Here is a 26,540-nt window from a genome sequence, read left to right on the forward strand (position 1 = left end):
TTAAAAGCAACGCGGGGTCAGTTCGCGCCCAATCCGGAGGCTCAAAGGGCGCGAAGTGACCCCGCGTTGCTTTGATTAGCCGGCGAAGAAGTCGCTGAGCTCGGTGATGAGCCTGTCCGGGGCGCGGTTGACGCCGTCGTGCCCGAAGCCGGGCAGGATGGTGTAGCTGGAGCCGGAGAGGACGTCGTGGATCTGGCCGCAGGCCACGCCGAAGTAGGCCGGGCTCTTCTCGCCGACGATGATGAGCGTCTCCAGCGGCAGCGCCAGGAACGGTTCGGCCGGCATGTCCGCGGCGATGATTGCCTTGATCTCCCGGACGCCGGTGCGCATCATTTCGCGCATCTGCTTGCCCACCGTGGTTCCCGCCGTGAGCTTATTGGCGAGGGTCATCATGGACAGCGGCATGCGGGAGGAGAAGGCGCTTTCAGCCTCGAGCCCGCGGAGCAGGACGGCGAGGGCGCGGTCGTCGTCTCCGGTCGCCGTCGCCCGTTCGTATTCGGTGGTCCAGCCCGCCGTGACACTGTGGTTGACGGAGACCGCGGGGTCGTACACGGCGAGCCGCTCCACTGGCAGGGTCCTGGCCGCGTGCAGGGCCACGGCCCCGCCAAAGCTGTGCCCGAAGACGTCGGTGCTGTCCGTGTGCTTCATGACCGTATCGAGGTCGCGGATGTCAACGTCCAGGGTGTAGTCGCCGGCCTGCTCTGAGGAGGCGCCCCGGCCGCGGCGGTTGAACGTGTGCACCGGCCGGCCGAGGGCGGCGCTGAGCTTCTGCGCGAAGCGGGTGTAGTCCGCCGCCGTCACCATGGAGGCCGTAACCACAACCACGCCGGAGCCGGCAGGGGCCAGTTCCTCGCCCGTGCTGAACAGCTCGAGCTTGCCGCCGTCGGGTGTGCTGATGATCTCGCGAGTCATGTTCCGAGCCTATCGGAGGCCGGCGTGTGCCGACAGCCAGCCGCTGGTGACAGCCGGCGGCTACCCGTGCCGGCGCTTCCTGCTCTGGGGACTAATGGTCCCGTCGGTGCCATTAAGGAAGCGGGCAATCCGAATGGCCAGGCGTTTGCCCGGCCGGATCGGCCCCTCGTGCAGCTGGCCCGGAACCACCGCGAAGTCGATCGCCGGCACCGCCGACGCCAGCTGCCGGCCGGTGTCGGCGAAGTATCCCGGGCTCCAGCCGCCGCTGAGCATGAGCGTGGGGGTGGCCAGTTCCGTGAAATCCGCGAGCTCCGCGTCGGCGTCGAGCACGGCCCGCATTTCCTTAACGGCCGTGGGCAGCAGCTCCCGCATTTCCGCGCCCACGTTGGTCCGGGCTGACATGATGCTGAGCATCCGCAGCGCGCCGAGGGGCAGGTAAGACAGCGGGCCGGCCGTGGCCAGCCCCTGCACCAGATGCGCCCAGGCATGGTTGAGCTGCCCGTCCGTCACGGCCTGCTCCAGTTCCGGCCGCCAGCGGTGGTGCAGGTTGCCGGAAAGGGACACCGCGGCGTCGTACGTGACCAGCCTGCGCAGCGGCATGTCGCGTGCCGCTTGGAGTGCCACGAAGCCGCCGAAGCTGTGCGCCACCACGTCCTCAGAACCCGTCGCCTTCATCACGGCGGCGAGGTCCCGGATCTCGGTCGCGACCGAATAGTCGTCCGGCTGCGGAGCGGAACCGGCGCGGCCGCGGCGGTTGTAGCAGTGCACCGGCCGGCTCAGCAGGAGGCTTAGGTTCCGGGCGAACGGCCGGTACAGCGCGTCGGTCACCAGTGTTCCGTGGATGACGACGACGCCGGGCGCCGTCACCGGGGCCGGGTCACCCTGGGCGGCGGTGCTGGCGGCGGAGCCGTCGGAATTGCCGCCGTCGGCAGTGGTGAGCATGGCGGGCCTGAAGGAGTGCACCTCAAGCCGGTTGCCGTCGTCGTCCGTCTCAACTGTCCAGGTCTCCACAGCCCGAGTCTATGCCCCACCCCCTCTTGAGTTTTTGTGCAGATATCGTGCCCAAATGGCCCCGGAAGTCCGAATATCTGGACAAAAACTCCAAGGTGGGAAGTCCCGAACTCCTGGGCGGGAAGTCCCGGTAAACTTGATGACTGTGACTTCCCAAAACACCCCCGCCCCCAAGAACGCCCCAGAACCGCTCGACGCCAGCGAACAGATGCGCATCCGCATGGAGAAGCGCGCCAAGCTGATCGAACGCGGGTCGGAGGCGTACCCGGTGGGTGTTGAGCGCACGCACTCGCTCAGTGAGATCCGCGAAAAGTACGCCCACCTGCAGGCCGACGAGACCACCGGCGACGTCGTCGGCGTCACCGGACGCGTGGTGTTTGTCCGGAACACCGGCAAGCTGTGCTTCGCAACGCTGCAGGAAGGCGGCACGGACGGCAAGGGCACCCGGCTGCAGGCCATGCTCAGCCTGGCGAACGTGGGCGAAGAGGCCCTCGCGGACTGGAAGGCCCTGGTTGACCTGGGCGACCACGTTTTCATCAGGGGCGAAGTCATCTCGTCGCGCCGCGGTGAACTCTCCGTCATGGCCGAGTCCTGGTCCATGGCCTCCAAGGCGCTCCGCCCGCTGCCGGTGCTGCACGCCGAACTCAATGAGGAAACCCGCGTCCGCCAGCGCTACGTGGACCTGATGGTCCGCGACGAGGCGCGCGAGATGGTTTACACCCGCGCCGCCATCACCCGCTCCATCCGCGAGACCCTGTTCCGCCACACCTACGTTGAGGTGGAAACGCCCATCCTGCAGCTGGTCCACGGCGGCGCCCTGGCCCGGCCGTTCGAAACGCACATGAACGCGTTCGACCAGAAGATGACGCTGCGCATCGCCACCGAGCTGTACCTCAAGCGCGCCGTCGTGGGCGGCATCGACCGCGTCTACGACATGGGCCGCGTGTTCCGGAACGAGGGCGTGGACTCGACCCACAGCCCGGAGTTCACCACGCTTGAGTGCTACGAGGCCTGGGCAGACCAGTTCGTCATGGCCGAGCGCATCAAGGAGATCATCCTGGACGCCGCGGACGCCGTGGGTGCGGGACGCGTGCTCCAGACCGAAGCCGGGGAGATTAACCTCGACGGCGACTGGGCCTGGGTTGCCGTGTACCCGGGGCTTTCCGAGGCAGTGGGCCAGGAGATCACCCCGGACACCACGCTTGAGGAGCTGCGCGCCGTGGCCGCGAAGCACGATGTCAAGGTCGATCCCAAGTGGGACGCCGAGAAGCTGGCCGTGGAACTCTTCGGCGAAATCGTGGAACCCACCCTGCTGAACCCCACGTACGTCTACGACTACCCGCCGTCCGCCCAGCCGCTGGCGCGCCCGCACCGGGAAGACGGCCGCCTGATCGAGGCCTGGGACCTGATCATCGGCGGCATGGAACGCGGAACCGCGTTCTCCGAGCTCATTGACCCGGTCATCCAGCGCGAACGTCTCACCCAGCAGTCCAGGCACGCCGCCGCCGGTGACGTCGAGGCCATGCAGCTGGACGAGGACTTCCTCCGCGCGCTGGAATACGGTGCGCCGCCCATGGGCGGAATCGGCCTGGGCATCGACCGCCTGGTCATGCTGTTTACCGGCGCCGGCATCCGCGAAACAATTCTCTTCCCGCTCCTCAAGCCCGAAGGCCACTGATGATGGACTATGTCGCCGTGCTGCTGCCCTCGCTGGTGGTTGGCCTGATCTTCTGGTTCGCCATGAAGTCCATCTTTAACGCGGACAAGGCCGAACGCCAGGCCGAAGCCCGCGCACAGGCTGAAGCTGACGCACAGGCGGCAGCCGGAGATGATTCTCCCGAGTTGCCGACTGAATCAGACAAATAACAGGCGACTTTTAATACCGCCAGTTATCCCCAAGGAACCATTGCGTGTTTTGACGCGTTGCCTTATTGGGGGAGATACTTCACGTGGATACATCCTGCTTATCTGATTACACGTCCTTTCCAAAAGAGAGATTTTTGATGGCACAGAAAGTCAATATCGTCCTTGTGGACGATCTGGATGGGGGATCTGCGGACGAAACCGTTCGCTTCGGCCTGGATGGCGTCGGTTATGAAATTGACCTGTCCTCGGCCAATGCTTCAGAACTGCGGTCATCACTGGAACGTTTTGTTTCAGCGGGCCGCAAAACGTCCGGCGGCCGGCCTGCCCGCGTCAAGGCATCGGGCGGACGCAACCAGGACTCTGCCCAGATACGCCAGTGGGCGCGGGATCACGGTTACACCGTAAACGCGCGCGGCCGTATTCAGGCGGAAATCCAGGAAGCCTACCAAAAGGCCAATTCCTAGCCCGGTGCCCTGGCAGCCAGTTAGTGCACAAAACGTTCTGAATATATGCGTGGCGCCCCCGGTTGACGGGGGCGCTGCGCTTTAACCCGCCGTTGCCAGTCGCATTAATCAGAACCACTGTTAATCGGAGCCGCCGGCCGAACGGGTAATCCGGTCCGCCGGACAGCGGAATCCGACAATGCTCTCCAACCGGAAAACCTGCACCGCGGCAATCCGGGCGCTTTTACGCCGGCGGTGGGCAAGATGATCCGGGCCCTATGGAACATTCCAGGCGGTTGATTTCGGACACCCTGCCCAGCGAAACAATAAATGGCGCCTTGGTGGCACCCGGATGCTATCCAGGCCTACTCCGGCATTGCGCCGCAAGGCTGGTACGGCAGCTGAGGAGACCCCCGCAAGGCCCCCCGGTTTCCCCTGTGGCGAACAAGCTCCCCAAGTCAGGCTTCCCCCACGTAGCATCAAAGTACGTCGTAGCTAGGAGTGTGGCGAAATGTTTGAGCGATTTACGGACCGTGCCCGTCGCGTAGTTGTGCTTGCCCAAGAAGAGGCACGCATGCTGAACCACAATTACATTGGTACCGAACACATCCTCTTGGGTCTGATCCATGAGGGTGAGGGCGTTGCCGCCAAAGCTCTTGAGTCCTTGAGCATTTCGCTCGACGGCGTCCGCGAGCAGGTGCAGGAGATCATCGGCCAGGGCCAGCAGGCTCCTTCCGGCCACATCCCGTTCACGCCGCGTGCAAAGAAGGTGCTGGAGCTTTCGCTGCGCGAAGCCCTGCAGCTCGGCCACAACTACATCGGCACGGAGCACATCCTGCTGGGACTCATCCGCGAGGGTGAGGGCGTGGCAGCCCAGGTGCTGGTGAAGCTCGGCGCCGACCTGAACCGGGTCCGCCAGCAGGTCATCCAGCTGCTCTCCGGCTACCAGGGCAAAGAGACCACCGGCGCCGGCGTCGGCCAAAGCCAGGCAGAGGGTACCCCCGCCGGCTCCGTTGTGCTGGACCAGTTCGGCCGGAACCTGACGCAGGCTGCCCGCGAGAACAAGCTGGACCCTGTGATCGGACGCGAGCAGGAAATGGAACGCGTCATGCAGGTCCTTTCCCGCCGCACCAAGAACAACCCCGTACTGATCGGCGAGCCCGGCGTCGGCAAGACCGCCGTCGTCGAGGGCCTGGCCCAGGCGATCGTGCGCGGCGACGTGCCGGAGACCATCAAGGACAAGCAGCTGTACACGCTGGACCTTGGCTCCCTCGTGGCCGGCTCCCGCTACCGCGGTGACTTCGAAGAGCGCCTGAAGAAGGTCCTCAAGGAGATCCGCACCCGCGGCGACATCATCCTCTTCATCGACGAGATCCACACCCTCGTGGGTGCCGGTGCCGCTGAAGGTGCCATCGACGCGGCCTCCATCCTGAAGCCCATGCTGGCCCGCGGCGAGCTGCAGACCATCGGTGCCACCACCTTGGACGAGTACCGGAAGCACATCGAGAAGGATGCCGCCCTCGAGCGCCGCTTCCAGCCCATCCAGGTCAAGGAGCCCTCGGTTGCGCACGCGATCGAGATCCTCAAGGGCCTGCGGGACCGCTACGAGGCGCACCACCGCGTCACCATCACCGACGGCGCCCTCGCCTCGGCCGCGAACCTCTCCGAACGCTACATCTCGGACCGGTTCCTGCCGGACAAGGCGATCGACCTCATCGATGAAGCCGGTGCCCGGCTCCGCATCCGCCGCATGACCGCTCCGCCGGAGCTCAAGGAGATGGACGAGCGCATCTCCGAGCTGAAGATGGAGAAGGAGTCCGCGATTGATGCGCAGGACTTTGAAGGTGCAGCGTCGCTGCGCGACAAGGAGCAGAAGCTCATCACCGAGCGCTCCGAGAAGGAACGCCACTGGAAGACCGGCGGCATGGACGACATCTCCGAGGTGGACGAGGACCTGATCGCCGAAGTCCTCGCGAACTCCACGGGCATTCCGGTGTTCAAGCTGACCGAGGAAGAATCCTCGCGACTGCTGAAGATGGAAGACGAGCTGCACAAGCGCGTTGTCGGCCAGAACGAGGCCATCAGGTCCCTGTCCCAGGCTATCCGCCGCACCCGTGCAGGCCTGAAGGACCCCAAGCGTCCGGGTGGCTCGTTCATCTTCGCCGGCCCCACAGGCGTCGGCAAGACCGAACTCGCCAAGGCCCTCGCGGAGTTCCTGTTCGGTGAAGAGGACGCCCTGATCACCCTGGACATGTCCGAGTACTCCGAGAAGCACACGGTATCGCGGCTCTTCGGTGCACCTCCGGGCTACGTCGGCTACGAAGAAGGCGGACAGCTGACCGAAAAGGTCCGCCGCCGTCCGTTCTCCGTGGTCCTGTTCGACGAAGTTGAGAAGGCCCACGCCGACCTCTTCAACTCACTGCTGCAGATCCTGGAAGACGGCCGCCTGACCGACTCCCAGGGCCGTGTGGTGGACTTCAAGAACACTGTAATCATCATGACCACCAACCTCGGTACCCGGGACATTTCGAAGAGCGTTGCCACTGGCTTCCAGTCCGGCACGGACACCACCACCGGCTACAACCGGATGCGCGCCCGGGTCACCGAGGAGCTGAAGCAGCACTTCCGCCCCGAGTTCCTCAACCGTGTTGACGACGTTGTGGTGTTCCCGCAGCTGACCCAGGACGAGATCATCGAGATCGTGGACATGTTCGTGACCCGCCTGGAGAAGCGCCTCAAGGACAAGGACATGGGCATCGAGCTGACCAAGGCGGCCAAGGTGCTCCTGGCCACCCGCGGCTACGATCCCGCCATGGGTGCCCGGCCGCTGCGCCGCACCATCCAGCGCGAGATCGAGGACCAGCTCTCCGAGAAGATCCTCTTCGGAGAATTGCACCCCGGCGACATCGTGGTGGTGGATGTGGACGGCGAAGGCGACGACGCGAAGTTCACCTTCGCCGGCAACGCCAAGCCGCGCATCCCGGAAATCGCCCCGAGCGCCTAGCACTGGGCGCTTGGCACCCAGCCGCACTCCAGCGCCAAGAGGCCCCGTCAGCCCCCGAAAGGGAGCAGGCGGGGCCTTTTGCTTGCGCTCCCGCCGGCAAAAGAGGTCTGAAAGTACTGTTTCACTAATAGTGAACCCTTCTGTGATCCAGTGCACAGGAGGTGTTGAATCGGCACATGTCAACTGAAGATGCAGCGATCCTGCGTGAGCAACCGGCGACCCCTTTCCACGACCTCGACCACTACCTGGCGATCCCGCGCGTCAGTGGCCTGGCCCTCAGCCCTGACGGCCAGCGGCTGGTAACGACGGTCGCCACGCTCAACAGCAAGGGCACCGAATACGGAACGGCGCTGTGGGAGCTGGACCCGGCGGGCGGGAAGCAGGCCCGCCGTATCACCCGCAGCGCCAAGGGCGAAGCCGGCGCCACGTTCGCGGCCAACGGCGACGTCTACTTCACGTCCGCCCGGCCGGATCCGGACAGGGAGGCCGACGGTGATCCCGTCAGTGCCCTCTGGGTTCTCCCCGCAGATGGCGGCGAGGCCCGCGTGGTGCTGTCGCGGGCTGGCGGCGTGGACAAGGTCATGGCGGCCAGGGACGCCAACGCGGCCTTCGTCACCGCGTCCGTTCTTGCCGGCTCCGGCGACGAGGAGGCCGACGCCGAGCGCCGCAAGAGCCGCAAGGACAACAAGGTGGCGGCCATCCTGCACAGCGAGTATCCGGTGCGGTACTGGGACGCGGACCTCGGCCCTGCCCAGCCGCGGCTCTTCGCGGTGGAGCCGGGGCCCGAGCCGGAACCCGGCAAGCCCGCCACCGTGGACAGGACCGCGCCCCTCACCCTGCGCAACCTCACCCCGGAGGCGGGCTCCCGCCTCCGCGAGGCCGTCTCGGTGGTCAGCCCGGACGGAAAGACCATCTACACGAGCCTGTTGAGGCCGCTGCCAAAGGCGGACCTGCGCTCGGTCCTCGCCGCCGTTGACGTCGCCACCGGCACTCAGCGGGTCCTCCTCGACGAGGAGGGCGTGAACTACTTCCCCGGGCCGGTCAGCCCCGACGGCGGCCTGCTCGCCGTCCTCAGCGTCAGCGACACCACGCCCCAGCGGGCCCCGCAGGTCAAGCTGCATCTCCTCGATGTCTCCGGCGAAGCCGGCCGGGAGGACCTGGAGCCTCTCGCGCACGGGTGGGACCGGTGGCCCCACCCGGAGGCGTGGCTCCCGGACGGATCCGCCCTCCTGGTCACGGCGGACGACGACGGCGCGTCGCCGGTTTTCAGTGTCAGCGTCGCGGCGGGTGCCGCCCGGGGGAGTGTCACCCGGGTGACGCCGGACGCGGCAGCCTACACCGACGTCGTCGTTTCACCCGACGGACGCAGCGCCTACGCGCTGCGGAGCTCGTACGAGTTCCCCGCCGAGCCTGTCCGGATCGACCTTGCCACCGGAAACGTGACGCGGCTGCCGTCCCCGGCGGAGCGGCCGCAAACCGAAGGGGCGCTGGAGCGCGTGGAGACGACGGCGGCCGACGGCTCGCGGGTGCCTGCTTACCTGGCCCTGCCCGCCGGGGCCTCCGCCGAGAGCCCCGCGCCGCTGCTGCTGTGGATCCATGGCGGCCCGCTGGGATCCTGGAACGCCTGGACCTGGCGCTGGAACCCGTGGCTGCTCACGGCCCGCGGCTACGCTGTCCTGCTCCCGGATCCCGCTTTGTCCACGGGCTACGGCCAGGAATATATCCAGCGGGGCTGGGGCGGCTGGGGCAAGGCGCCGTATACGGACCTGATGGCCATCACGGATTCGGTGGTGCAGCGGCCGGACATCGACGAGAGCCGCACGGCCGCGATGGGCGGCTCCTTCGGCGGGTACATGGCCAACTGGGTGGCCGGGCAGACCGACCGCTTTAACGCGATCGTGACCCATGCCAGCCTGTGGGCGCTGGACCAATTCGGACCCACCACCGATGCGTCCAGTTACTGGCTCAAGGAAATGACGGCGGACATGGCGCTGGAGAACTCCCCGCACCTGCACGTCGAGAAGATCCGGACGCCCATGCTGGTCATCCATGGCGACAAGGACTACCGGGTGCCCATCGGGGAAGGCCTGCGGCTCTGGTACGAACTGCTCTCCAAGTCTCAGCTCGCGTCCGACGAGAACGGGCAGACGAGCCACCGGTTCCTGTTCTACCCTGACGAGAACCACTGGATCCTGCAGCCGCAGCACGCCAAGGTCTGGTACGGCGTGGTTGAACACTTCCTGGCCAGGAACGTCCTCGGCAGGGACATCGAGCTGCCGGCGGATCTGGGCCTCTGACTTCCGGGCCGGAGGTGACCGCGGCCGTCGCCGTAAGATGGGGGCTGTGACTGACTCCTTCACCGTTCGCCCTGCCCGGACCAGCGATGTTGCTGCCATCAAGAAACTGGTGGCACCGCTGGCGGAAGAGCGAATACTGATGGCCAAGGAGACGGTGGCCTACTACGAGAGCCTGCAGGAGTTCCTGATAGCTGAGTCGGCGGCCGGCGAGGTCATCGGCTGCGGCGCCCTGCACGTCATGTGGGAGGATCTCGCAGAAGTCCGGACCCTTGCCGCCTCGGATGCCTGGCGCGGCAGGGGAGTGGGGCACGTCCTCGTTGAGAGTCTCCTGAAGCAGGCCGCGGCGCTGGGCGTTTCGCGGGTGTTCTGCCTGACCTTCGAGGTGGACTTCTTCAAGCGGCACGGCTTCGAGGTCATGGCGGACCAGTCGGCAGTGGATCCGCAGGTGTACTCCGAGCTGCTGCGCTCGCATGACGAAGGCGTGGCGGAGTTCCTGGACCTTGCTCGCGTGAAGCCCAACACACTGGGCAACACGCGGATGATCAAGGCTCTCTAGAGCCTGCCCCAATCTCGGCCTGGCTCTGGCAGGGATCAAAATCCGCCCACGGCTGCCGCGTAACACTCCTTTCCTTTTATAAATTTGCTGGATAAACTCGTGGGGACCGGAAGGGACAGCATTGGGGGCTGTCCCTTCCGCCGTTTCCGAACTACCGCGCAGCGGGTGCCGGTAGTAGGGTCAAAGCACATCCTGACCGATGTCAATGAAGCACCGAGAGCCCAGGAGCCGGCCGTGAAAAAGCTCATCAATGACCCCCGCGCTGTTGTGGACGAATCCGTCGAGGGATTCGGGCTAGCCCATGCAGACCTTGTGACCGTCAGCGCCGATCCAAAGTACGTCACCCGCAAGGATGCCCCCGTTGCCGGCAAGGTCGGCCTGGTGTCCGGCGGCGGCAGCGGGCATGAACCGCTTCACGCCGGATTTGTGGGGCGCGGGATGCTCGATGCCGCTGTGCCCGGCGCCGTCTTCACCTCACCGACTCCCGACCAGATCCTTCCGGCCACGCTCGCGGTGAACTCCGGTGCAGGGGTGGTCCATATCGTGAAGAACTACACCGGCGACGTCCTGAACTTCGAAACGGCGGCCGAGATGGCCCAGGCCGAGGGCGTGGAAGTCCGCACGGTGCTCGTCAACGACGACGTCGCGGTGGAGGATTCGCTGTACACGGCCGGCCGCAGGGGAGTGGGCGGTACGGTCCTGGTCGAGAAGATCGCCGGAGCCGCCGCCGAGCGCGGCGACGACCTCGACGCGGTGGCGGCCATCGGCGACCGCGTGAACCAAAACGTGCGGACCATGGGTGTTGCGCTCTCGGCCTGCACGGTACCGCACGCCGGCACACCGAGCTTCGACCTCGAGGACAACGAGATCGAAATCGGCATCGGGATCCACGGCGAGCCGGGCCGGCACAAGATCGCCATGGAAAATGCCGACGGCATCACCAGCCGCCTGCTGGAACCGATCCTCAGCGACCTCGGAACGGCGTCGGGGGAGAAGGTGCTGCTGTTCGTCAACGGCATGGGCGGAACGCCACTGAGCGAGCTGTACATCGTCTACCGCCGGGCCGCCCAGATCCTGGCGGAGCGGGGCCTCACGGTGGAGCGTTCCCTGGTGGGGAACTACATCACGTCCCTCGAGATGCAGGGCTGTTCCATCTCGGTACTGCGGCTTGACGACGAGATGACGGCCCTCTGGGACGCGCCCGTGCACACGCCGGCCCTTCGATGGGGCGTGTAGCAGTGGTGCTGGACGTGACCTGGGCCGTCAAATGGCTGACGCTGTCGGCCCAGGCAATGGCGGAGCACAGGGTGGAGCTCATCGAGCTGGACAGGGCCATCGGCGACTCTGACCACGGCGAAAACATGGACCGCGGCTTCCAGGCGGTGCTCGACAAGCTCGCCGAAAGTCCTCCCGAGACCCCCGGCGCAGCACTCAAGCTGACGGCCATGGCTTTGATGTCGAAGGTCGGCGGGGCTGCGGGACCGCTCTACGGCACGGCATTCCTGCGGGCCGCAACCACGCTGGGGGACGCTGCACACATCGACGCCGCTGTGCTCGCTGCAGCGCTCGCAGCGGCGCGGGACGGCATCGTGGCCAGGGGAAAGGCCGAGACGGGCGACAAGACAATGGTTGATGCCTGGACCCCTGCCGTTGACGCGGCCGCAGCGGCAGCGGCCGACGGCGATACGCTGGCAGTCCTGATCGCCGCGGCGGAGGCTGCCGAGGCCGGCGCCGTGGCCACTGATCCGCTGGTGGCGCGCAAGGGCAGGGCCAGCTACCTCGGGGAGCGAAGCGCCGGCCACCGGGACCCCGGAGCCGCCTCAAGTGCCCTCATCCTCCGCGCCGCTGCGGGAGCCGCCGCATGACGGTGCGGATCGTGGTGGTTTCGCACAGTGACAAGATTGCCGATGGCGCCGTGGAACTCGCGGCCCAGATGGCGCCGGACGTAATGATGGTGCCGGCCGGCGGAACGTCGGACGGCCGGATCGGCACCAGCATGGAAAAGGTGACGGCGGCGCTGGAAACCGCTGCCGGGGGCGACGGCGTGGTGGTGCTGACCGATCTGGGCTCGGCCGTGATGACCGCGGAATCGGCAATGGAATTCGCCGAAGGCAGCGGCCCCGTGCTCCTCGCCGACGCCCCCATTGTGGAGGGTCTCGTGGCGGCCGCGGTGGCGGCGCAGGGAGGAGCCAGTGTTCATGCTGTCCGGCGTGCAGCCGAAGCCACCCATGGGTATCCCGCGCCGCGGCCCAAGGCAGAGGATTACCCGGCCGCTGCCACTGCCGGAAAGGAGCCCGCTGCCCATGACCCGGCCGCGGGTGAGCCGGAAGCCCCGGCACCTGATGCCAGCGGCGACTTCGAGCTCGTAAACCTGGCAGGCATGCATGCCCGGCCGGCCGCCAAGATAGCCGGTGGCCTGTCGGCGCTGGATGCGGACGTGACCGTGAACGGAATGGACGGCGCCTCCATGACGGGACTGATGACACTGGCTGCCGGCAAGGGATCGGTACTGCACGTGGAAGCGTACGGACCCGACGCAGAGCGCGCCGTGGAGTATGTGGCGGGGCTGGTACGGGACGGTTTCGGGGAACCCTGAGAGGATTCAGGCAGGCCGGGTTCAGGCCCGGGCTACCTGTCCTGCCTGAGGCCTGCCGCATCCAGCACCACGGAAGCCGAGACAAACCGTCCGCACTGCTCGCCGAACGGGTAGCTGGCCCTGGGGGCGAAGGTCAGCGTGCGCGCGGGCAACGGCTTGCCGTTGGTGTACCGCCCAGTGGCGGTGACGTCGAGCGGGGACTCGCCCAGCGTGTCCAGATTCAGCATTCCCCGCTGCGTGCCGTCCGGTTTGGCGGTCGCCGCGCACACGGCATCGGGCCTGGAATCGTCGGCGCAGCCCAGGTCAACAGGTACGGAGCCCGCTACGAGCTCGAGCGTGTCCTCTTTGCATTTGCCGTCCTGGCAGGCCTTCACATGAAGCGTCTTCACTGCGGGCGCGTAGCCGGCGGCCACCGTGACCGCGACCCCTGACGCTTGGGCCATGGCCGGGCACGCCACCTCGAAGGCATGGCACCCCGAAAGGAGTGCCGTCGTCGTGATTGTGGCCAAAAGTACCCCTGTCTTGCCCATACTTCAGGGTAGATCCGCCCTTCGGCGGTGGAACCGGGGCGGCACAAACTGGCGCCCTCATCGTTACCCGCGCCCGTGCCGTAGGTGCCTAATTGAGACCAAAACCCGTGCGGCGGGTGCCAGGCGGACCGGGGCGACGCGGTCAGGCCGGCAACCGGTACCCGCCCTGGTGCAGCTCGGCCAGGCCGTCCGCCAGGAGGCCCGCCAGCGCCCGTTCCAGCTGCTCCGGCGCGCAGTTCAGCCGGTGCAAAGCGGCCAGCGGTACGCCGATGCCGGCGGCCTCGAACCCGAGGTCGGCAGGGGCCTGCTGGAACATCTCCGCCGGCACCGGCGCGGCCGCCAGCCGGAGGACCGCCATCACGCCGCCGCGGACCTGGCGGTCTGTGCCCTGCCACGCCTGGCCCTTGGGCGTGTACGACGGCGGCGGCTCACCGGCGGCGAGCCACGCGCACCGGTCGCGTACGGGGCACTCGGCGCATTTGGGTGCCCGGGCCGTGCACACCAGCGCCCCCAGCTCCATGACCGAAGCGTTCCAGCGGACGGAACTTCCGGCGTCGGACGGCAGCAGTTCGGCCGCAAGCCGCATCTCCGCGGCTGTCAGGGCCGGGGCGGGCAGGGCGGAGCCGGAAAAGAGCCGTGCGTGGACGCGGCGGATGTTGGTATCCACCACCGTCTCGCGGCGCCCAAAGGCGAAAGCGGCGACGGCGGCCGCCGTGTAGCTGCCCACCCCCGGCAGTCCGAGCAACTCGGGGTAGTCCTGCGGGACCCTGCCGCCGTGGTCTCGTTCGATGGCTATTGCAGCAGCATGCAGCCTGAGCGCGCGCCGCGGATAGCCCAGCCGGCCCCAGGCGCGGACCGCTTCACCGGCGGGTTCCCGTGCCAGTGCGGCGGGCTCCGGCCACCGACGCAGCCATTCTTCCCAGACCGGCAGCACGCGCACCACGGGGGTCTGCTGCAGCATGATCTCACTGACCAGCACGCCCCAGGGCGAGCAGTCGGCCGCACGCCACGGCAAATCCCGGGCTTCGGCGTCGAACCAGTCCTCCAGTGAGGAATGGACGTCAGTCAGGTCTGGGTAATCGGTTGTGGTTTTGATGCCAACACTCTAGTTGAAAACCCCGACGGCGGTTCCCGGCCCGGCGCCGTCAGCTGGCCTCCTGCTCCGCCGAAGGCAGTTCCTCCCGCCGCGCGGGCAGCCGCCTCACATGGCCGTGCAGGGTTTCACCGCCGCGCCCGTTGGACGCCGGAACAGCAAGGGCCACCACGAAGCTGGCACTGTTCGGGTCCCCGGAGCGGATGGTAAGGCTGCGCGTTCCTTCCGGTATTGAGGGCGCAAAGAACTGCAGCTGGCGGGCGCCGACAGTGGCCACCTCATCCAACCTGTACTCGGTGCCAAAGTGGTCATGGACAACGATTGCGGGGGTTTGCGGCTCGTCCTCATTGACTGATGCGAGGTGCAGGTTCACCACTATGCCGGTGTCCCAGATCTCAACCGCAAGCACCGTGAACTCGATCCCCTGGCTCTGATGTTTGCCAAACGTCAGCGGCAGCAGGACGCGTTCGAGGTGACCGCCAAACAAGTGATCTACCATCAGTAGTCCTCTCCCAACTCGGCCCGGTAAGTGGTATCCGGGATTCAATTTTAGTAAGTGTGCTGACAGTTGTCACCCGAATTTGAGTCACGAATCGGACATGGTGGGGCGGTGTCGGCGTGGTGGTGCAGCAGAAACCCGGCCGTTCCTTAGCCTAGAAGGATGGGCAGGCAAGACACTCCGAACTCCGGCGCGGGCCGGAACCGGTCACCGAAACCGGCGGCACAGAAAACGGCACCCGCGAAAACGGTGTCCCGCGCGGGCCGTAAGCCGAGCCCCGCCGTGTACCGCCGCCGCCGGCTCTTTGCCGGAGTGGCGCTGCTGCTGGTCCTGGGCCTGATCGCCGGCGGTGTCGCCACGGTTACCAGCCTCCTCGGCGGCGCCGAGCGGGCCGTCTCCGCGCAGGACTCCTCGCAGGCTTCGTCGGCGCAGGGCAGCACGGCGCAGCCGGGGGCAACGCCGTCGGCCAGCCCTTCTGCCACCCCCTCCGCCTCGCCCACGTGCGAACAGAAGCTCGTGACCGTCAAGGCGGCCACCAACAAGACGTCCTACGCCGCAGATGAGAAGCCGGTGCTGAGCCTCACGGTCACCAACGGCGGAAAGCTTCCCTGTAAGGTGAACATCGGCACATCGCAGATGGACTTCCTGGTCACCAGCGGCTCGGATCGCGTGTTCTCATCCGCCGACTGCCAGGCTGCCAGCACTGACCTGGTCAAGACCATTGCGCCCGGCAAGAGCGAAACGGCGAACTTCCCGTGGCCGCGCAACCGTTCGGTGCAGGGCTGCGAGAAGGTGCCGGACGGTTCGGTTGCCGGCAGCGGGTACTACGTGTTCATCGCGAAGCTTGGCGCCAAGGTCAGCCCGCCGACGGTCTTCCAGCTCAGCTGACGCTGCGATGGAAATCAGAGGAAACGGTCCAGCAGGCTGGCCTCGGCCATCCGGCTGAGGCCCTCGCGGACCGTGCGGGCACGCTGGTCGCCGATGCCGTCCACGGTCATCAGGTCGTCAATGGTCGCAGCCATGAGGAACTGCAGGCCGCCGAAGTGGTCCACCAGCCTGTCCGCAACAGCTTTCGGCACGGCCTTGAGCCCGGACAGGAGCCGGTAGCCCCGCGGCTGCACCACGGCGTCGAGGGTCTCCACGCCGCCGGCGAAGCCGATGATTCCGGCGATTTTGCTGAGGTCGATCAGTTCGGTGGGGCCGAGGTTGAGGAGCGCGCTGACCGCGCCCTCGATGTCCTCCGGAGATGCGTTCGGCCCGGCGTAGTCACGGATGATGATGTCGCTGCCGGGGCCGCGGCCCACCGTGAGCTCATCCAGCTGGAGGGACAGGAGCCTGCCGTCCTCGCCGAGCTCCAGAACATACTGCGAGATCTCCTCGGAGATCCGGCGCACCATTTCCTGGCGCTGCAGGGTCACGGCCACATCGCGCACGGTGACCATGGCCTCAATCTCCAGGGCGGAGAGCGAGCTGGTCACCTGGTCCAGCCGCGAACGGTAGCGTTCCAGTGTCGCCAGGGCCTGGTTGGCGCGGGCCAGGACCTTTTCGGAGCCCTCGAGGACATGCCGCAGCCCGTTGACGTAGAGGGCAATGATCTGCATGGACTGGCTCACCGAGATCACCGGCACGCCGGTCTGGATGGCCACGCGCTCGGCGGTCCGGTGGCGGGTGCCGGATTCCTGGGTTTCGATGCTCGAGTCCGGGACGAGCTGAACTGCCGCGCGCAGGATGTTGCTGGCATCCTTGTCGCAAACAATGGCACCGTCCATCTTGGCCAGTTCGCGGAGCCTCGTTGGTGAGAAGTCGATGCCGATGTCGAAGCCGCCGGAACAGATCGAGTCGATGGTCCGGTCCGAGCCCAACACGATTAGCGCGCCGGTGCGTCCGCGGAGAATGCGTTCCAGGCCGTCCCGCAACGCGGTCCCCGGGGCCACCCTCCCCAAAGTCGCCTTGAGCGATTCTTCAGGGCTGCGAGCCATAGATATTCCCTTCAAAGGTGCAGGCGGGCCTGCAGGTTTGCCGGTTTTCGATAGTCCGCCGGCAGGATCAAAAGTACTCGGTTTCCCGCATGCACCATCCTAGAGGTAGGTTACCCCAGCAACCGCACGGGCAAGCCTTAAAGTGCCCCGTCGGGGGCCTGCGGAACACACATCCGGAGTGCGTCCGACGGCGGCCGGCTGAGGGGCACTTTTGGCCTGCCTTCGGTGCGGATTCCGGCCCTGCGATAAACTTGAAGCCTTGGCTGGCAGGTTCCGCCGCCACCTTTTCCAATCAGATCCCCCGCGGATCGCAGTGAAAGTAGCACCGTGTCCCAAGAAGTGCAGAGCCCCGCCCGAGTGCACGAGATCCACAAGCAGGCCTCCCGCCGCCGCACGTTCGCCGTTATCTCCCACCCGGACGCCGGCAAGTCGACGCTCACCGAGGCCCTGGCCCTCCACGCCAAGGTGATCGGCACCGCGGGTGCTTCCAGCGGCAAGGCCAACCGCAAGGAGACGGTCTCGGACTGGATGCAGATGGAGAAGGACCGCGGCATTTCCATCAGCTCGGCCGCCCTGCAGTTCTCCTACCGGGACACCGTGATCAACCTGCTGGACACCCCCGGCCACGCGGACTTCTCCGAGGACACCTACCGCGTGCTCGCCGCGGTGGACTGCGCCGTGATGCTCGTGGATGCGGCCAAGGGCCTTGAGACGCAGACCATGAAGCTGTTCGAGGTCTGCAAGCAGCGGAACCTCCCCATCATCACGGTCATCAACAAGTGGGACCGCCCGGGCCTGGACGCCCTGGCCCTCATGGACGAGATCACCGAGCGCACCGGGCTGCAGCCCATGCCCCTGACCTGGGCTGTGGGCATCTCCGGCGATTTCCGCGGCGTCTGGGACCTGCGCAACGACAGGTTCGCGCGCTTCCAGCGGAACAACGCAGGCGCCAGCATCGCCCTCACCGAATACTTCACTCCGGAAGAGGCCGCTGAAAGCCAGGGCGGCAACTGGACGGACGCCGTCGACGAGGCTGGCTTGGTTATCGAGTCCAACCTCGCCTTCGACGTCGAGAGCTTCCACGCCGGCAAGGCCACCCCCATCCTGTTCAGCTCCGCGGCGCTGAACTTCGGCGTCAAGGAACTTCTGGACGCCCTGGTGGACTTCGCCCCGCCGGCTGCGCCCCGGCCTGACATCGAGGGCACCCCGCGTGCCGTCGAGTCGCCGTTCTCCGGCTTCGTCTTTAAGGTCCAGGCAGGCATGAACAAGGCCCACCGCGACCACGTTGCCTTTATCCGCGTCTGCTCCGGCGTGTTCGAGCGCGGCATGGTGGTCACCCAGACCCGCACCGGAAAGTCGTTCGCCACGAAGTACGCGCAGCAGGTTTTCGGCCGGGAACGCGAGGTCATCGACGAGGCCTACCCGGGCGACGTCGTGGGCCTGGTCAACGCGTCCTCGCTGCGCGTGGGCGACAGCCTGTTCCTCGAGGAGCCCGTGGAGTTCCCGGCCATCCCGCTGTTCGCCCCCGAGCACTTCCAAGTTGCCCGGTCCAAGGACCCCAGCCGCTTCAAACAGTTCCGCCGCGGCATCGAGCAGCTCGAGCACGAGGGAGTCATCCAGGTGCTGCGCTCCGACGTGCGAGGCGACCAGGCGCCCGTGCTTGCCGCCGTCGGGCCCATGCAGTTCGAAGTGGTGGAGGACCGCATGGCGCACGACTTCAGCGCGCCCATGCGGCTGGAACGCCTTCCGTACTCCATGGCCAGGATTTCGACGGCGGACGCCATGCCGGCGCTGGCCAACGTGCCGGGCGCCGAGGTGCTGCTGCGGTCCGACGGCGAATACCTGGCCCTCTTCAACGATGTCTGGGCCCTGCGCCGCATCGAGAAGAACCATCCCGACCTCACGCTGCTGCCTATCGGGACGCACAACCCCGCAAAATAACCGCGCCAACGCGGGGCTCCGGCTCCGGAACGGTCTCCCAACCAACGAAGCAAGGTATCGCCGTGTCCACTAACCAGCCGTCTGCAGCAGCACCTGTTACAGGAGCAACCAGTGTCGTCGTGACCGGAATGGGTTCCATGAACCCGCTCGGGGCCACCGTGGCCGAGACCTGGGAGGCCATGCTGGCCGGGCGCTCGGGCATCGCGGCGCTGGAGGACGGCTGGGCTGAAGCCCTGCCGGTGCGCATCGCCGGCCGGGTCACCGCGGACCTGGGCGCGTTCCTGAGCACCCGCGAGCTGAAGCGGATGGACCGGTGCGGGCAGCTGGCGCTCGTTGCCTCCCGCGAAGCCTGGGAGCAGGCGGGGAAGCCGGGCGTCGAACCGGAGCGGTTCGCCGTCGTGATCGGATCGGCCTACGGCGGCATGGACACCGTTCTCGCGCAGGTCAGGGAACTGGACAACGGCGGCCCGCGCAAGGTTTCGCCGCACACCCTGACCCGGCTCATGGTGAACGGGCCGTCCGCGTGGGTTTCCATCGACCTCGGCGCCAAGGGCGGGGCACGCACTCCCGTCAGCGCCTGTGCGTCCGGGGCTGAGGCGATTGCCCAGGGTGCCGAAATGATCAGGTCCGGGGCGGCCGACGTCGTAATTGCCGGCGGCGTTGATGCCTGCGTCAACGACCTGATCATCAGCGGTTTCTCCCAGATCCGGGCGCTCTCCACCCGCAACGACGATCCGGCGCGGGCTTCGCGGCCGTTCGACCGGGACCGCGACGGGTTCGTGCTGTCCGAGGGGGCAGGGATCGTGGTGCTGGAAAGCGAAGACCACGCTCGTGCCCGGGGTGCGGAAGTGCTGGGCGGCATAGCCGGGGCAGCCGTGACCTCGGACGCGAACGACATCGTGGCAGCCGATCCGGACATGCAGGTGCGGGTCATGGAGAAGGCCCTCGCCTCCGCCGGCCTGCACGGGACGGACATCGGCTTCGTGCACGCGCACGCCACCTCGACTCCCGTGGGCGACCGGCTGGAGGCGCAGGCCATCAAGACCATTGCCGGTGACCAGGTCCCGGTGACCTCCACGAAGTCGCTCACCGGGCACCTGCTCGGCGGAGCGGGTGCGCTGGCCGCCATCGCCACGCTGCAGGCCCTCCGGACCGGCGACCTGCCCGGCACCTACAACGTGGCTGCCCTTGATCCCGAGGTGGACCTCAACGTCATCACCGGCACCGTCAGCGGCAGCACCGCGGCGGCGGGACTCGTCAATGCCTTCGGGTTCGGCGGGCACAGCGCGGCGCTCGTGGTCACGCGCGCCTGACGCTCAACGCTTCCTTGTCCGAACCAGGGCAGCGGTCCCGGCGGCGAGGCCGAGCAGGCCTGCGCCGAGGCCGACGATGCCGAATGTGTTGTCGGGCGCGGCGGCGACCGGGGTGGTCGACGCTGCCGCAGCCGTGTCCGCAGTTGCTGTGTCTGCAGTCGTGCTGCCTGCGGCGGGAGCCGCTGCGGCGGCCGGTGCCGCATGGGAATGCTCGTCCGCGGCCGCAGTGGTGACGAACGAGGGGACCGGGTGCTCGGGCTCGGGCTGGCCGGCGGTTTCGGGCTGGTTCCAGTTCACCACCGTTCCGTCGGAGTAGGTCTGTGCGGCAGGCAGGGCCACTGTGGTCCCGGCCTCCGGAAGCCGCCCGACGGAGATGGAGAACGTCTGGTACTCATGCTGGCCAAGCTGATGGGCGGCGTCCGCGGTCCAGGTGACCGTGGCGGGGGCCTTGGTGATCTTGGCCCCTTCCACGGTGACCGGCGCGGGCAGGGCCGCCTCGGCGATTTTGGCCGTCCAGCCGTCCATGGGCTTGACCGAAACGGAGGTGAACGGCGTTGCCGTGGGCAGCGTGACGGTGACTTTGGTGGTCTTGGCGGCAGCGGACTCGTTGGGAACCCGGAAGGTCAGCTGCGAGAAGCCGCCGGCGGCGGTTGAGGCGGGATCCACGTGGACGTGGGCGGATGCTGAGCCCACGCCCAGGACCATGAGGCCAGCCGCCGCCGTGATAACTGTGGCGGTTTTAAGGGCAGAAGTTTTCAGTTCGGAGGCTTTCGAGGCAGAAGTTTTCGGTGTCCGGTACTTCATTGCACGGGTGTTTGAGGTAGCCATGACAGGGCCTTTCGCGGGTGCTGCCGCGCTCGTGTCGAGGGGCAGCAGGGGGATGGATGGTCAGGCAGCGTCCCGGCACCCCTCCGCAGGCTGGTTGGCCATACGCAGGTATGTTACTGAATGGTGCGCGGGAGGGCAGCCAAGGGCGGGCCGCGAAGAGTGTCATGCCTCAGGTTGCGGCGCTCAGCAGCGACGAAGACCGTTGGCCAGGCCGCAGGACGGTGGCTGGCGGGTGTGAGCCCGGCGGGCCGGGGGAGCCGCACCAGCGGCCGGAGCCATGCCAGGAGCTGCCACAGTGCGGCCTCGCCCTTCCGCAACAGCCAGGCGGTTGCCAGGGTGGCGAGGAGGTGGCCTGCCAGCATGGCGGGCGAATCGGCGCCGTGGTCCATGGCAACGGTTTCCATTGCCGCCGTGCAGTTCAGCCCCGCGTGCCCGTAGTGCATCAGTGGGGCAAGTGACAGCTGGGGCAGGCAGGAAGCACCGGGGGAGAAAGCTGCGAAGGCCGTGTGCAGCGTCAGCTGGCCGGCGCCAAGAACGCCGAACAGGACAGCGAACGACAGCTGCCGCCGTGCGAGCCAGGCGGCCGGGGCCAACAGGACTGCTGCCGTCACGGCAACAGTCCCGATGCCCGGAAGCTGCCCACCACCCAGCACGTGGCCGGCCACGGCAAGGGAGACCGCCAGTGAAGTGACCAGGGCTGCGCGGAAGAGGCGCAGGGGACCTCGGAGTTCCATCGGTGCCTCCCTCCATCAGGCCCGGAGCTGCTGTGACACCCCGACCGTAAACACGGCAGCGTGGGAAAACCTTGGGCCCCGCCCCGGTTTGTTACAGCTCTGGGCGGCCCGGAATGGTGGTCCGGAAGCAGCAGCGGCAGGGGCTGCCCCGTAGAATTGCTGTGACCTCCGCTCTGCCCGCCGATCTTGTGGAAAGGACCGCTGATGACGCCCCGTGCCTCGTTCCGGCTTTTCCGTACTGGGCTGATCGGCTCGCTCATTATCGGCTTTGCCGCTGGCGGGCACCTTGCGGGCGGCGGCCAGCTTCCCTCAGCGGCCATCCTGGCGGCGCTGTTCGCCGTGACACTGGTTCCCGTCGCCGCACTGACGCGGTTCCGCCTCTCCGGCCCTGCCTTGGTGTCATTGCTGGGTGCCGGCCAATTGTGGCTGCACTGGGCCCTCGATGCGCTGGGCGGCGCGGGTCCGGCCGCACCGGAGTCCGCTGCGCTGATGCGCGACCATGCCGGCCACGCGGGTGCTTTGCATCCGGGTGCCATAACTCCAGACGCGCTGGCCGCCGCAGGCTCGGCAGCCGCCGGAAGCGTCCATTCCGCGGCATCCGACGGCATCATGTTCGCCGCGCACGCCGTGGCCACCCTCTGCACCGCCGTCCTGCTGGCGCGCGGGGAACGCGTGCTGTCAGCCCTTGCTTCCTGGCTGCAGCCGCTTATCCGCCTGCCCATACCGGCAGTTATCCTTCCCGCCCGCGTCCCCGCGCCATTTCCAGCCCCGGCGCTCCTCCCGCGGACGCGCCTGGGCGTCCGGCTGCCAACCCGGCGTGGGCCGCCGGTGCCTTTGGCCGCCTAGACGGGTTCCTTTCAGAACGGGCTGGTCCTTCACGGACGGTTCCGCTTTTCAGGCAGGGCCCGACGGCGGCGTGCAGCTACCTGCCCGTGTCGCCTTGATGGCGCATTGATGGTGCACGGGCCCCTGACTGATTTTTTCTTTGAAAGGCATTGCCCCCATGAACACCTCCATTCGCCGTACCCTCAAGACCGCCGCCGCCGCCTCCCTCACCGCCGGCCTCCTGGCCGCCGGTGCCGCCGCCGCCTCCGCGCACGTCACGGTCGACCCCTCCGCAACCGCCGAGGGCGGCTTCACCAAGCTGACGTTCAGCGTTCCGAACGAATCGGAGACGGCCAAGACCAACCGGCTGGAGGTCAAGCTCCCCACCGACACCCCGCTGACCTCGGTCTCCGTGAAGCCGATGGACGGCTGGAAGGCGCAGGTGGTCACCACCACCCTGCCGAAGCCGGTGGAAATTGCGGGCGCAACGGTTACCAAGGCCCCCACCAGCGTGATCTGGACCGCCGATGCGGACCACCAGATCGGGCAAAAGGAATTCCAGACCTTCACTCTGTCCGTGGGCCGGCTCCCGGCAGCGGGGACCACCCTGATGCTGCCCGCGGCCCAGGGCTACACTGACGGCACCACCGTCAACTGGGCCGACGCGGCCGAGTCCGAACACGACCACGCGTCCGTAACCTCCTCCGCCGCAGCTTCTGCTCCGGCCTCTGAAGCGAAGGAGCACCACCCCGCGCCCTCGTTCGTCGTCACGGCAGCGGAAGCCGCTGATGGTTCCGCAACGGCCACGCCGGAGGCCGCGCCGGCGTCGGAAACGCAGGCTACAGATTCCAACGGCGGCCAGGCCGCGGGCTGGATCGGGCTGGTAGCCGGTCTTCTTGGCCTCGCCGCGGGCGCCACGGCCCTGGTCCGCACCCGGGCGGTCAAGAAGTAGCCAGGGCTGTATCAACGAGGGCTGCATCAAACAGCAGCGGCCCGCGCCATCTCCTGGAGCTGCCAGGGACGGCGCGGGCCGCTTTCGGCTGAACGGCGAACAGATGCGCCGGCCTAGCTGATGCTCACGGCTTGGTGATGAGCAGTTCGAGGACCTCGGTCAGGTGGCCCACTTCCTTCACGGTGAAGCCTGCCGGGACCGGGCCAGGACCGGTGGGGCTGGCGGGGACCACGGCGTGCGTGAACCCCAGCCGGTGGGCCTCATGGATGCGCTGGTTGATGCCTGGGACCGGGCGGACCTCGCCGGCCAGGCCCACCTCACCGAAGGCGATCAGGCGCTGCGGCAGGGGTTTCTTGTGCTTCGCGGACGCCACTGCCAGGGCTACAGCGAGGTCGGTGGCCGGCTCGCCGAGCTTCACGCCGCCCACCGTGGCCACGTAGGAATCGTCCTTCTGCAGCTGGCACCCGGCACGCTGCTGCAGCACTGCCAGGAGCATGGCCACCCGGGAACTGTCCAGGCCGCTGGTTGCCCGGCGCGGCTGTGAGTTCTGGGTCTCGGCGAGCAGGGACTGCACCTCGGCAAGCAGCGGCCTGCGGCCCTCCATGGTGACGGTGATGCAGGTGCCGGATACCGGGTCCTTGGTGCGGGTGACGAACAGCCCGCTCGGATCGGCGAGGCCCAGGATGCCGTCCTCGGTGAGGTCGAAGCAGCCCACGTCGTCGGTGGGCCCGTAGCGGTTCTTGACCGCCCGGAGCAGGCGGAGGCGGGAGTGGCGCTCGCCCTCGAACTGGCACACGACGTCCACCAGGTGCTCCAGCAGGCGGGGCCCGGCGATGGAGCCATCCTTGGTCACATGTCCCACCAGCAGCGTGGTCATGTTCCGGCGCTTAGCCGCCGAGATGATGGAGGCGGCAACCTCACGGACCTGGGAGACGCCACCGGAACTGCCCTCCACGTCCGCGCTGCTGAGCGTCTGCACGGAGTCCACCACCAGCAGCTTCGGTTCCACCTTCTCCACCTGGCCGAGGGCCTGGCCAAGGTCGGTCTCCGCTGAGAGGTAGAGGGTGTCTGCGATCGCGCTGATCCGCTCCGCCCGCAGCTTCACCTGGGCAGCCGATTCCTCGCCTGTCACATACAGGACGCTCTGCCCGGTCCGGGCGAACTTGGCAGCCACGTCCAGCAGCAGCGTGGACTTTCCCACGCCGGGCTCGCCCGCGAGCAGGATGACGGCACCGGGAACCACGCCGCCGCCGAGCACGCGGTCCAGTTCGTCCACGCCGGTGGGCAGGTAGGCTGCCGTGGTGGCGTCAATCTCGGCAATGGGGCGGGCTGGCTCCAGAACTGTTGTGGCCGCCGTCGTACGTGCCACCGCGGCGCCGGTTTCCTCAACGGTGCCCCACGCTTGGCACTCACCGCAGCGGCCCACCCACTTGACCGCAGTCCAGCCGCATTCCGCGCATTTATAGCCCGGCGCCTTGGAAACCCGGGAAGTCTTTGTAGCCATTGCTCCACACTAACCGGGGGCTGTGACAATCCCCGACCGCACCCTAACCTCGCAAGCTCGGCCAGGGAACCCGGCGGCCGTGGGCCCACCACCGCACCCTAACCTCGCAAGCTCGGCCAGGGAACCCGGCGGCCGTGGGCCCACCACCGCACCCTACAGCGGCGGCAGGAGGTCGCGCGCCTCGCGGGAATCGATGCCGGTGGCTTCCAGCAGGTCCACCATTAGCGGCCGGAACAGCATCACCACGGTTTCGCCCTCGAGCTTCTGCACCTTCAGCATCCTCGGATGCAGCCGCCCGGCGATCTCGCCCAGGTCCTGCCGCGCGCTGCGCAGGTGGGCATCGCGGGCACCCTCCTGCACCTCAGCGAGGCCGAGCGAGAGCTCATCCACCGCCGCCCCTGTCTCCAGCAGCACCTCGGCAATGTTCTCGGTGGCTTCGTCCGACAGTGCGGCGTGGTTGATGGAACTCGTGAGCCGGCGTGCGAAGACGCGGCTGTTGCGCAGGGCAAGGTCGATGTACTCAAGCGACTGCTCCAGCCGGTCCAGTTCATCCCGGTGCCGCCGGTAGGCGGGCGCCAGCGTTGCCACCTCGCCGGATGCCCGCAGCGAGTGCCGCATGGCATCCACCAGCGGCTGGCTGTTCCGGCCCCGGACCAGGGCGTGCCAGGCCCGGGTGGAATCGCTCTCAACCAGTGCCGCAGCGCATTCCCGCAGCACTTCCGCGAGTTCATGAAGCAGCTTCTGGACGTCCTTTCGCGGCTCCCGGCGGGGATCCTTGGGCGCCAGGATGGTGACAAGCAGCGCGACCACGCCGCCCACAACGGCGTCGATGCTGCGGGTGAAGGGGCCGCCGGCAGGCGCCGGCAACAGCACCACCAGCAGCGACTGCAACGCCAGCTGGGTGGTGAAGATGTTGCCGCTGTCCAGGAAGCGGGCCAGCAGGATGGAGGTCAAAAGCACGACGGCGGCCTGCCAGATCCCGGCCCCGAGCCAGTGGAGCAGCATGTCGCCCACGGCGATGCCGATGGTGCAACCCAGGCCCACCTCCATCACCCTCCGCATGCGCAGGTCGCGGGAGAAACCGAGGGCGATCAGGGCAGACGTGGCGGCGAACAACGGTCCGGTGTGGCCCAGGACGTACTCGGCAAACGCGTAGGCTCCCACGGCGCCGAAGGTCATCTGGATCCCGGGGACCAGTGAGTTCCGGCTCCGGACCATCCCAGTCCTGATCCGGCCGCGAAGGAAACGTCTGCTGGCGGAGAGTCCGGTCTGGGGCATGGCTTCAGTCTATTGCGGGAGCTGCCACGGACCGGGAACCAACGGACCGGTTGCAGTCCGTCGGATGACCGGCCCCGGAACCGCAAAAGAAAGGGCCGCCGTCGCGGTGCAGCGACGGCGGCCCTGACATTCAGGTGGTCCGGTTAGCCGTTGATGATTTGGGGGACGCCAAGGTGCTTGAGGCCTTCGACGCCGAATTCGAGGCCGTAGCCGGACTGCTTGGCTCCGCCGAAGGGGACACGGGGGTCCACGGCGCCGTGTTTGTTGATCCAGACGGTACCTGCTTCGATGCGGGCAGCGACTTCGCGGGCGGCCGTGAGATCCGGGGACCAGACCGAGGCGCCGAGTCCGACGTCGAGCGCGTTGGCGTATTCGATGG

25 protein-coding genes are annotated in these 26,540 nt (G+C 67.4%); 14 read left to right on the forward strand and 11 right to left on the reverse strand.

All coding sequences use genetic code 11. The features are described 5' to 3' along the window. Positions 1-75: 75 nt before the first annotated feature. The gene (locus tag CXZ05_RS15180) at positions 76-912 is read right to left on the reverse strand and encodes an alpha/beta fold hydrolase (RefSeq protein WP_102973374.1); all 837 of its coding nucleotides are present in this window, start codon (positions 910-912) and stop codon (positions 76-78) included. 60 nt (positions 913-972) lie between these two features. Continuing rightward, positions 973-1,923, reverse strand: a complete 951-nt coding sequence (locus CXZ05_RS15185; RefSeq protein ID WP_102973375.1) for an alpha/beta fold hydrolase — start codon at positions 1,921-1,923, stop codon at positions 973-975. A 139-nt stretch (positions 1,924-2,062) separates the two neighbouring features. On the opposite strand from CXZ05_RS15185, the gene lysS reads away from it, so the two are divergent. From lysS to dhaM, 9 genes are all read left to right on the forward strand, one after another. Further along, on the forward strand, positions 2,063-3,601 hold the full coding sequence (gene lysS, locus CXZ05_RS15190) for a lysine--tRNA ligase (protein WP_102973376.1): 1,539 nt from the start codon (positions 2,063-2,065) through the stop codon (positions 3,599-3,601). Positions 3,602-3,603: 2 nt separating this feature from the next. After that, entirely contained in the window at positions 3,604-3,789 is a 186-nt protein-coding gene (locus tag CXZ05_RS15195; RefSeq protein ID WP_102973407.1) for a hypothetical protein, read from the forward strand. Between the two features lie 137 nt (positions 3,790-3,926). After that, positions 3,927-4,253, forward strand: coding sequence for an Lsr2 family protein (locus CXZ05_RS15200; RefSeq protein ID WP_102973377.1), 327 nt, complete (start codon positions 3,927-3,929; stop codon positions 4,251-4,253). 490 nt (positions 4,254-4,743) lie between these two features. Beyond that, positions 4,744-7,236 (forward strand): ATP-dependent Clp protease ATP-binding subunit, encoded by a 2,493-nt coding sequence (locus CXZ05_RS15205; RefSeq protein WP_102973378.1) that lies wholly within the window; start codon positions 4,744-4,746, stop codon positions 7,234-7,236. 176 nt (positions 7,237-7,412) lie between these two features. Next, a complete protein-coding gene (locus CXZ05_RS15210) occupies positions 7,413-9,533 on the forward strand; it encodes a prolyl oligopeptidase family serine peptidase (RefSeq protein ID WP_102973379.1) in 2,121 nt (706 codons plus the stop codon). Between the two features lie 37 nt (positions 9,534-9,570). Next, the gene (locus CXZ05_RS15215; RefSeq protein WP_194717972.1) at positions 9,571-10,089 is read left to right on the forward strand and encodes an amino-acid N-acetyltransferase; all 519 of its coding nucleotides are present in this window, start codon (positions 9,571-9,573) and stop codon (positions 10,087-10,089) included. A 234-nt stretch (positions 10,090-10,323) separates the two neighbouring features. Next, positions 10,324-11,325, forward strand: coding sequence for a dihydroxyacetone kinase subunit DhaK (gene dhaK, locus CXZ05_RS15220; RefSeq protein WP_102973380.1), 1,002 nt, complete (start codon positions 10,324-10,326; stop codon positions 11,323-11,325). A 2-nt stretch (positions 11,326-11,327) separates the two neighbouring features. Further along, on the forward strand, positions 11,328-11,954 hold the full coding sequence (dhaL, locus tag CXZ05_RS15225; RefSeq protein ID WP_102973381.1) for a dihydroxyacetone kinase subunit DhaL: 627 nt from the start codon (positions 11,328-11,330) through the stop codon (positions 11,952-11,954). After that, positions 11,951-12,685, forward strand: a complete 735-nt coding sequence (gene dhaM / locus CXZ05_RS15230; protein WP_102973382.1) for a dihydroxyacetone kinase phosphoryl donor subunit DhaM — start codon at positions 11,951-11,953, stop codon at positions 12,683-12,685. The genes dhaL and dhaM overlap by 4 nt, the downstream gene beginning before the upstream one ends. Before the next feature lie 32 nt (positions 12,686-12,717). On the opposite strand, the gene CXZ05_RS15235 is transcribed toward dhaM, so the two are convergent. From CXZ05_RS15235 to CXZ05_RS15245, 3 genes are all read right to left on the reverse strand, one after another. Continuing rightward, the gene (locus CXZ05_RS15235) at positions 12,718-13,215 is read right to left on the reverse strand and encodes a hypothetical protein (protein ID WP_102973383.1); all 498 of its coding nucleotides are present in this window, start codon (positions 13,213-13,215) and stop codon (positions 12,718-12,720) included. A 142-nt stretch (positions 13,216-13,357) separates the two neighbouring features. Beyond that, positions 13,358-14,176: an A/G-specific adenine glycosylase gene (locus tag CXZ05_RS15240; RefSeq protein ID WP_258006601.1), complete on the reverse strand. Its 819-nt coding sequence runs from the start codon at positions 14,174-14,176 to the stop codon at positions 13,358-13,360. A gap of 184 nt (positions 14,177-14,360) precedes the next feature. Next, entirely contained in the window at positions 14,361-14,807 is a 447-nt protein-coding gene (locus CXZ05_RS15245; protein WP_102973385.1) for a hypothetical protein, read from the reverse strand. 162 nt (positions 14,808-14,969) lie between these two features. Here CXZ05_RS15245 and CXZ05_RS15250 point away from each other — a divergent pair, with 162 nt between their 5' ends. After that, positions 14,970-15,695, forward strand: a complete 726-nt coding sequence (locus CXZ05_RS15250; RefSeq protein WP_102973386.1) for a hypothetical protein — start codon at positions 14,970-14,972, stop codon at positions 15,693-15,695. Positions 15,696-15,709: 14 nt separating this feature from the next. Here the strand turns inward: CXZ05_RS15250 and disA are convergent, their stop codons facing one another. Next, entirely contained in the window at positions 15,710-16,786 is a 1,077-nt protein-coding gene (disA, locus tag CXZ05_RS15255) for a DNA integrity scanning diadenylate cyclase DisA (protein ID WP_102973387.1), read from the reverse strand. A 327-nt stretch (positions 16,787-17,113) separates the two neighbouring features. Between disA and CXZ05_RS15260 the strand changes: the two genes are divergently transcribed. Together CXZ05_RS15260 and CXZ05_RS15265 are read left to right on the forward strand one after the other, a co-directional pair. After that, complete coding sequence (locus tag CXZ05_RS15260) at positions 17,114-18,727, forward strand: peptide chain release factor 3 (protein WP_102973388.1); 1,614 nt, start codon at positions 17,114-17,116, stop codon at positions 18,725-18,727. Positions 18,728-18,789: 62 nt separating this feature from the next. After that, positions 18,790-20,040, forward strand: a complete 1,251-nt coding sequence (locus CXZ05_RS15265; RefSeq protein ID WP_258006602.1) for a beta-ketoacyl synthase — start codon at positions 18,790-18,792, stop codon at positions 20,038-20,040. Between the two features lie 3 nt (positions 20,041-20,043). On the opposite strand, the gene CXZ05_RS15270 is transcribed toward CXZ05_RS15265, so the two are convergent. Together CXZ05_RS15270 and CXZ05_RS15275 are read right to left on the reverse strand one after the other, a co-directional pair. Continuing rightward, a complete protein-coding gene (locus tag CXZ05_RS15270; protein ID WP_102973390.1) occupies positions 20,044-20,868 on the reverse strand; it encodes a YcnI family protein in 825 nt (274 codons plus the stop codon). A gap of 113 nt (positions 20,869-20,981) precedes the next feature. Continuing rightward, on the reverse strand, positions 20,982-21,602 hold the full coding sequence (locus CXZ05_RS15275) for a hypothetical protein (RefSeq protein ID WP_102973391.1): 621 nt from the start codon (positions 21,600-21,602) through the stop codon (positions 20,982-20,984). A 204-nt stretch (positions 21,603-21,806) separates the two neighbouring features. Here CXZ05_RS15275 and CXZ05_RS15280 point away from each other — a divergent pair, with 204 nt between their 5' ends. Both CXZ05_RS15280 and CXZ05_RS15285 read left to right on the forward strand, forming a co-directional pair. Then, entirely contained in the window at positions 21,807-22,448 is a 642-nt protein-coding gene (locus CXZ05_RS15280) for a hypothetical protein (RefSeq protein WP_102973392.1), read from the forward strand. A gap of 157 nt (positions 22,449-22,605) precedes the next feature. Continuing rightward, positions 22,606-23,379 carry a YcnI family protein gene (locus CXZ05_RS15285; protein WP_102973393.1) on the forward strand — a complete coding sequence of 258 codons (774 nt, stop codon included), beginning with the start codon at positions 22,606-22,608 and terminating at the stop codon, positions 23,377-23,379. 124 nt (positions 23,380-23,503) lie between these two features. Here CXZ05_RS15285 and radA read toward each other — a convergent pair whose 3' ends face one another. The 3 genes from radA to CXZ05_RS15300 all read right to left on the reverse strand — a co-directional run. Beyond that, positions 23,504-24,883, reverse strand: coding sequence for a DNA repair protein RadA (gene radA / locus CXZ05_RS15290; protein WP_102973394.1), 1,380 nt, complete (start codon positions 24,881-24,883; stop codon positions 23,504-23,506). A 153-nt stretch (positions 24,884-25,036) separates the two neighbouring features. Next, complete coding sequence (locus tag CXZ05_RS15295; protein ID WP_102973395.1) at positions 25,037-26,161, reverse strand: aromatic acid exporter family protein; 1,125 nt, start codon at positions 26,159-26,161, stop codon at positions 25,037-25,039. Positions 26,162-26,304: 143 nt separating this feature from the next. Further along, on the reverse strand, positions 26,305-26,540 hold a 236-nt coding region (locus CXZ05_RS15300), incomplete at its 5' end, for an aldehyde dehydrogenase family protein (RefSeq protein ID WP_146033102.1).

Source organism: Arthrobacter sp. AFG20 (assembly GCF_002892795.1).
Taxonomy (GTDB): domain Bacteria; phylum Actinomycetota; class Actinomycetes; order Actinomycetales; family Micrococcaceae; genus Arthrobacter.

Excerpts from the sequence above, each read along its gene's own strand:
- CXZ05_RS15180 (WP_102973374.1), bottom strand. The coding sequence starts at position 912 with ATGACTCGCGAGATCATCAGCACACCCGACGGCGGCAAGCTCGAGCTG.
- lysS (WP_102973376.1), top strand. The coding sequence starts at position 2,063 with ATGACTGTGACTTCCCAAAACACCCCCGCCCCCAAGAACGCCCCAGAA.
- CXZ05_RS15195 (WP_102973407.1), top strand. The coding sequence starts at position 3,604 with ATGGACTATGTCGCCGTGCTGCTGCCCTCGCTGGTGGTTGGCCTGATC.
- CXZ05_RS15200 (WP_102973377.1), top strand. The coding sequence starts at position 3,927 with ATGGCACAGAAAGTCAATATCGTCCTTGTGGACGATCTGGATGGGGGA.
- CXZ05_RS15205 (WP_102973378.1), top strand. The coding sequence starts at position 4,744 with ATGTTTGAGCGATTTACGGACCGTGCCCGTCGCGTAGTTGTGCTTGCC.
- CXZ05_RS15210 (WP_102973379.1), top strand. The coding sequence starts at position 7,413 with ATGTCAACTGAAGATGCAGCGATCCTGCGTGAGCAACCGGCGACCCCT.
- CXZ05_RS15215 (WP_194717972.1), top strand. The coding sequence starts at position 9,571 with ATGGGGGCTGTGACTGACTCCTTCACCGTTCGCCCTGCCCGGACCAGC.
- dhaM (WP_102973382.1), top strand. The coding sequence starts at position 11,951 with ATGACGGTGCGGATCGTGGTGGTTTCGCACAGTGACAAGATTGCCGAT.
- CXZ05_RS15235 (WP_102973383.1), bottom strand. The coding sequence starts at position 13,215 with ATGGGCAAGACAGGGGTACTTTTGGCCACAATCACGACGACGGCACTC.
- CXZ05_RS15240 (WP_258006601.1), bottom strand. The coding sequence starts at position 14,176 with ATGCTGCAGCAGACCCCCGTGGTGCGCGTGCTGCCGGTCTGGGAAGAA.
- CXZ05_RS15245 (WP_102973385.1), bottom strand. The coding sequence starts at position 14,807 with ATGGTAGATCACTTGTTTGGCGGTCACCTCGAACGCGTCCTGCTGCCG.
- CXZ05_RS15250 (WP_102973386.1), top strand. The coding sequence starts at position 14,970 with ATGGGCAGGCAAGACACTCCGAACTCCGGCGCGGGCCGGAACCGGTCA.
- disA (WP_102973387.1), bottom strand. The coding sequence starts at position 16,786 with ATGGCTCGCAGCCCTGAAGAATCGCTCAAGGCGACTTTGGGGAGGGTG.
- CXZ05_RS15270 (WP_102973390.1), bottom strand. The coding sequence starts at position 20,868 with ATGGCTACCTCAAACACCCGTGCAATGAAGTACCGGACACCGAAAACT.
- CXZ05_RS15275 (WP_102973391.1), bottom strand. The coding sequence starts at position 21,602 with ATGGAACTCCGAGGTCCCCTGCGCCTCTTCCGCGCAGCCCTGGTCACT.
- CXZ05_RS15280 (WP_102973392.1), top strand. The coding sequence starts at position 21,807 with ATGACGCCCCGTGCCTCGTTCCGGCTTTTCCGTACTGGGCTGATCGGC.
- CXZ05_RS15285 (WP_102973393.1), top strand. The coding sequence starts at position 22,606 with ATGAACACCTCCATTCGCCGTACCCTCAAGACCGCCGCCGCCGCCTCC.
- radA (WP_102973394.1), bottom strand. The coding sequence starts at position 24,883 with ATGGCTACAAAGACTTCCCGGGTTTCCAAGGCGCCGGGCTATAAATGC.
- CXZ05_RS15295 (WP_102973395.1), bottom strand. The coding sequence starts at position 26,161 with ATGCCCCAGACCGGACTCTCCGCCAGCAGACGTTTCCTTCGCGGCCGG.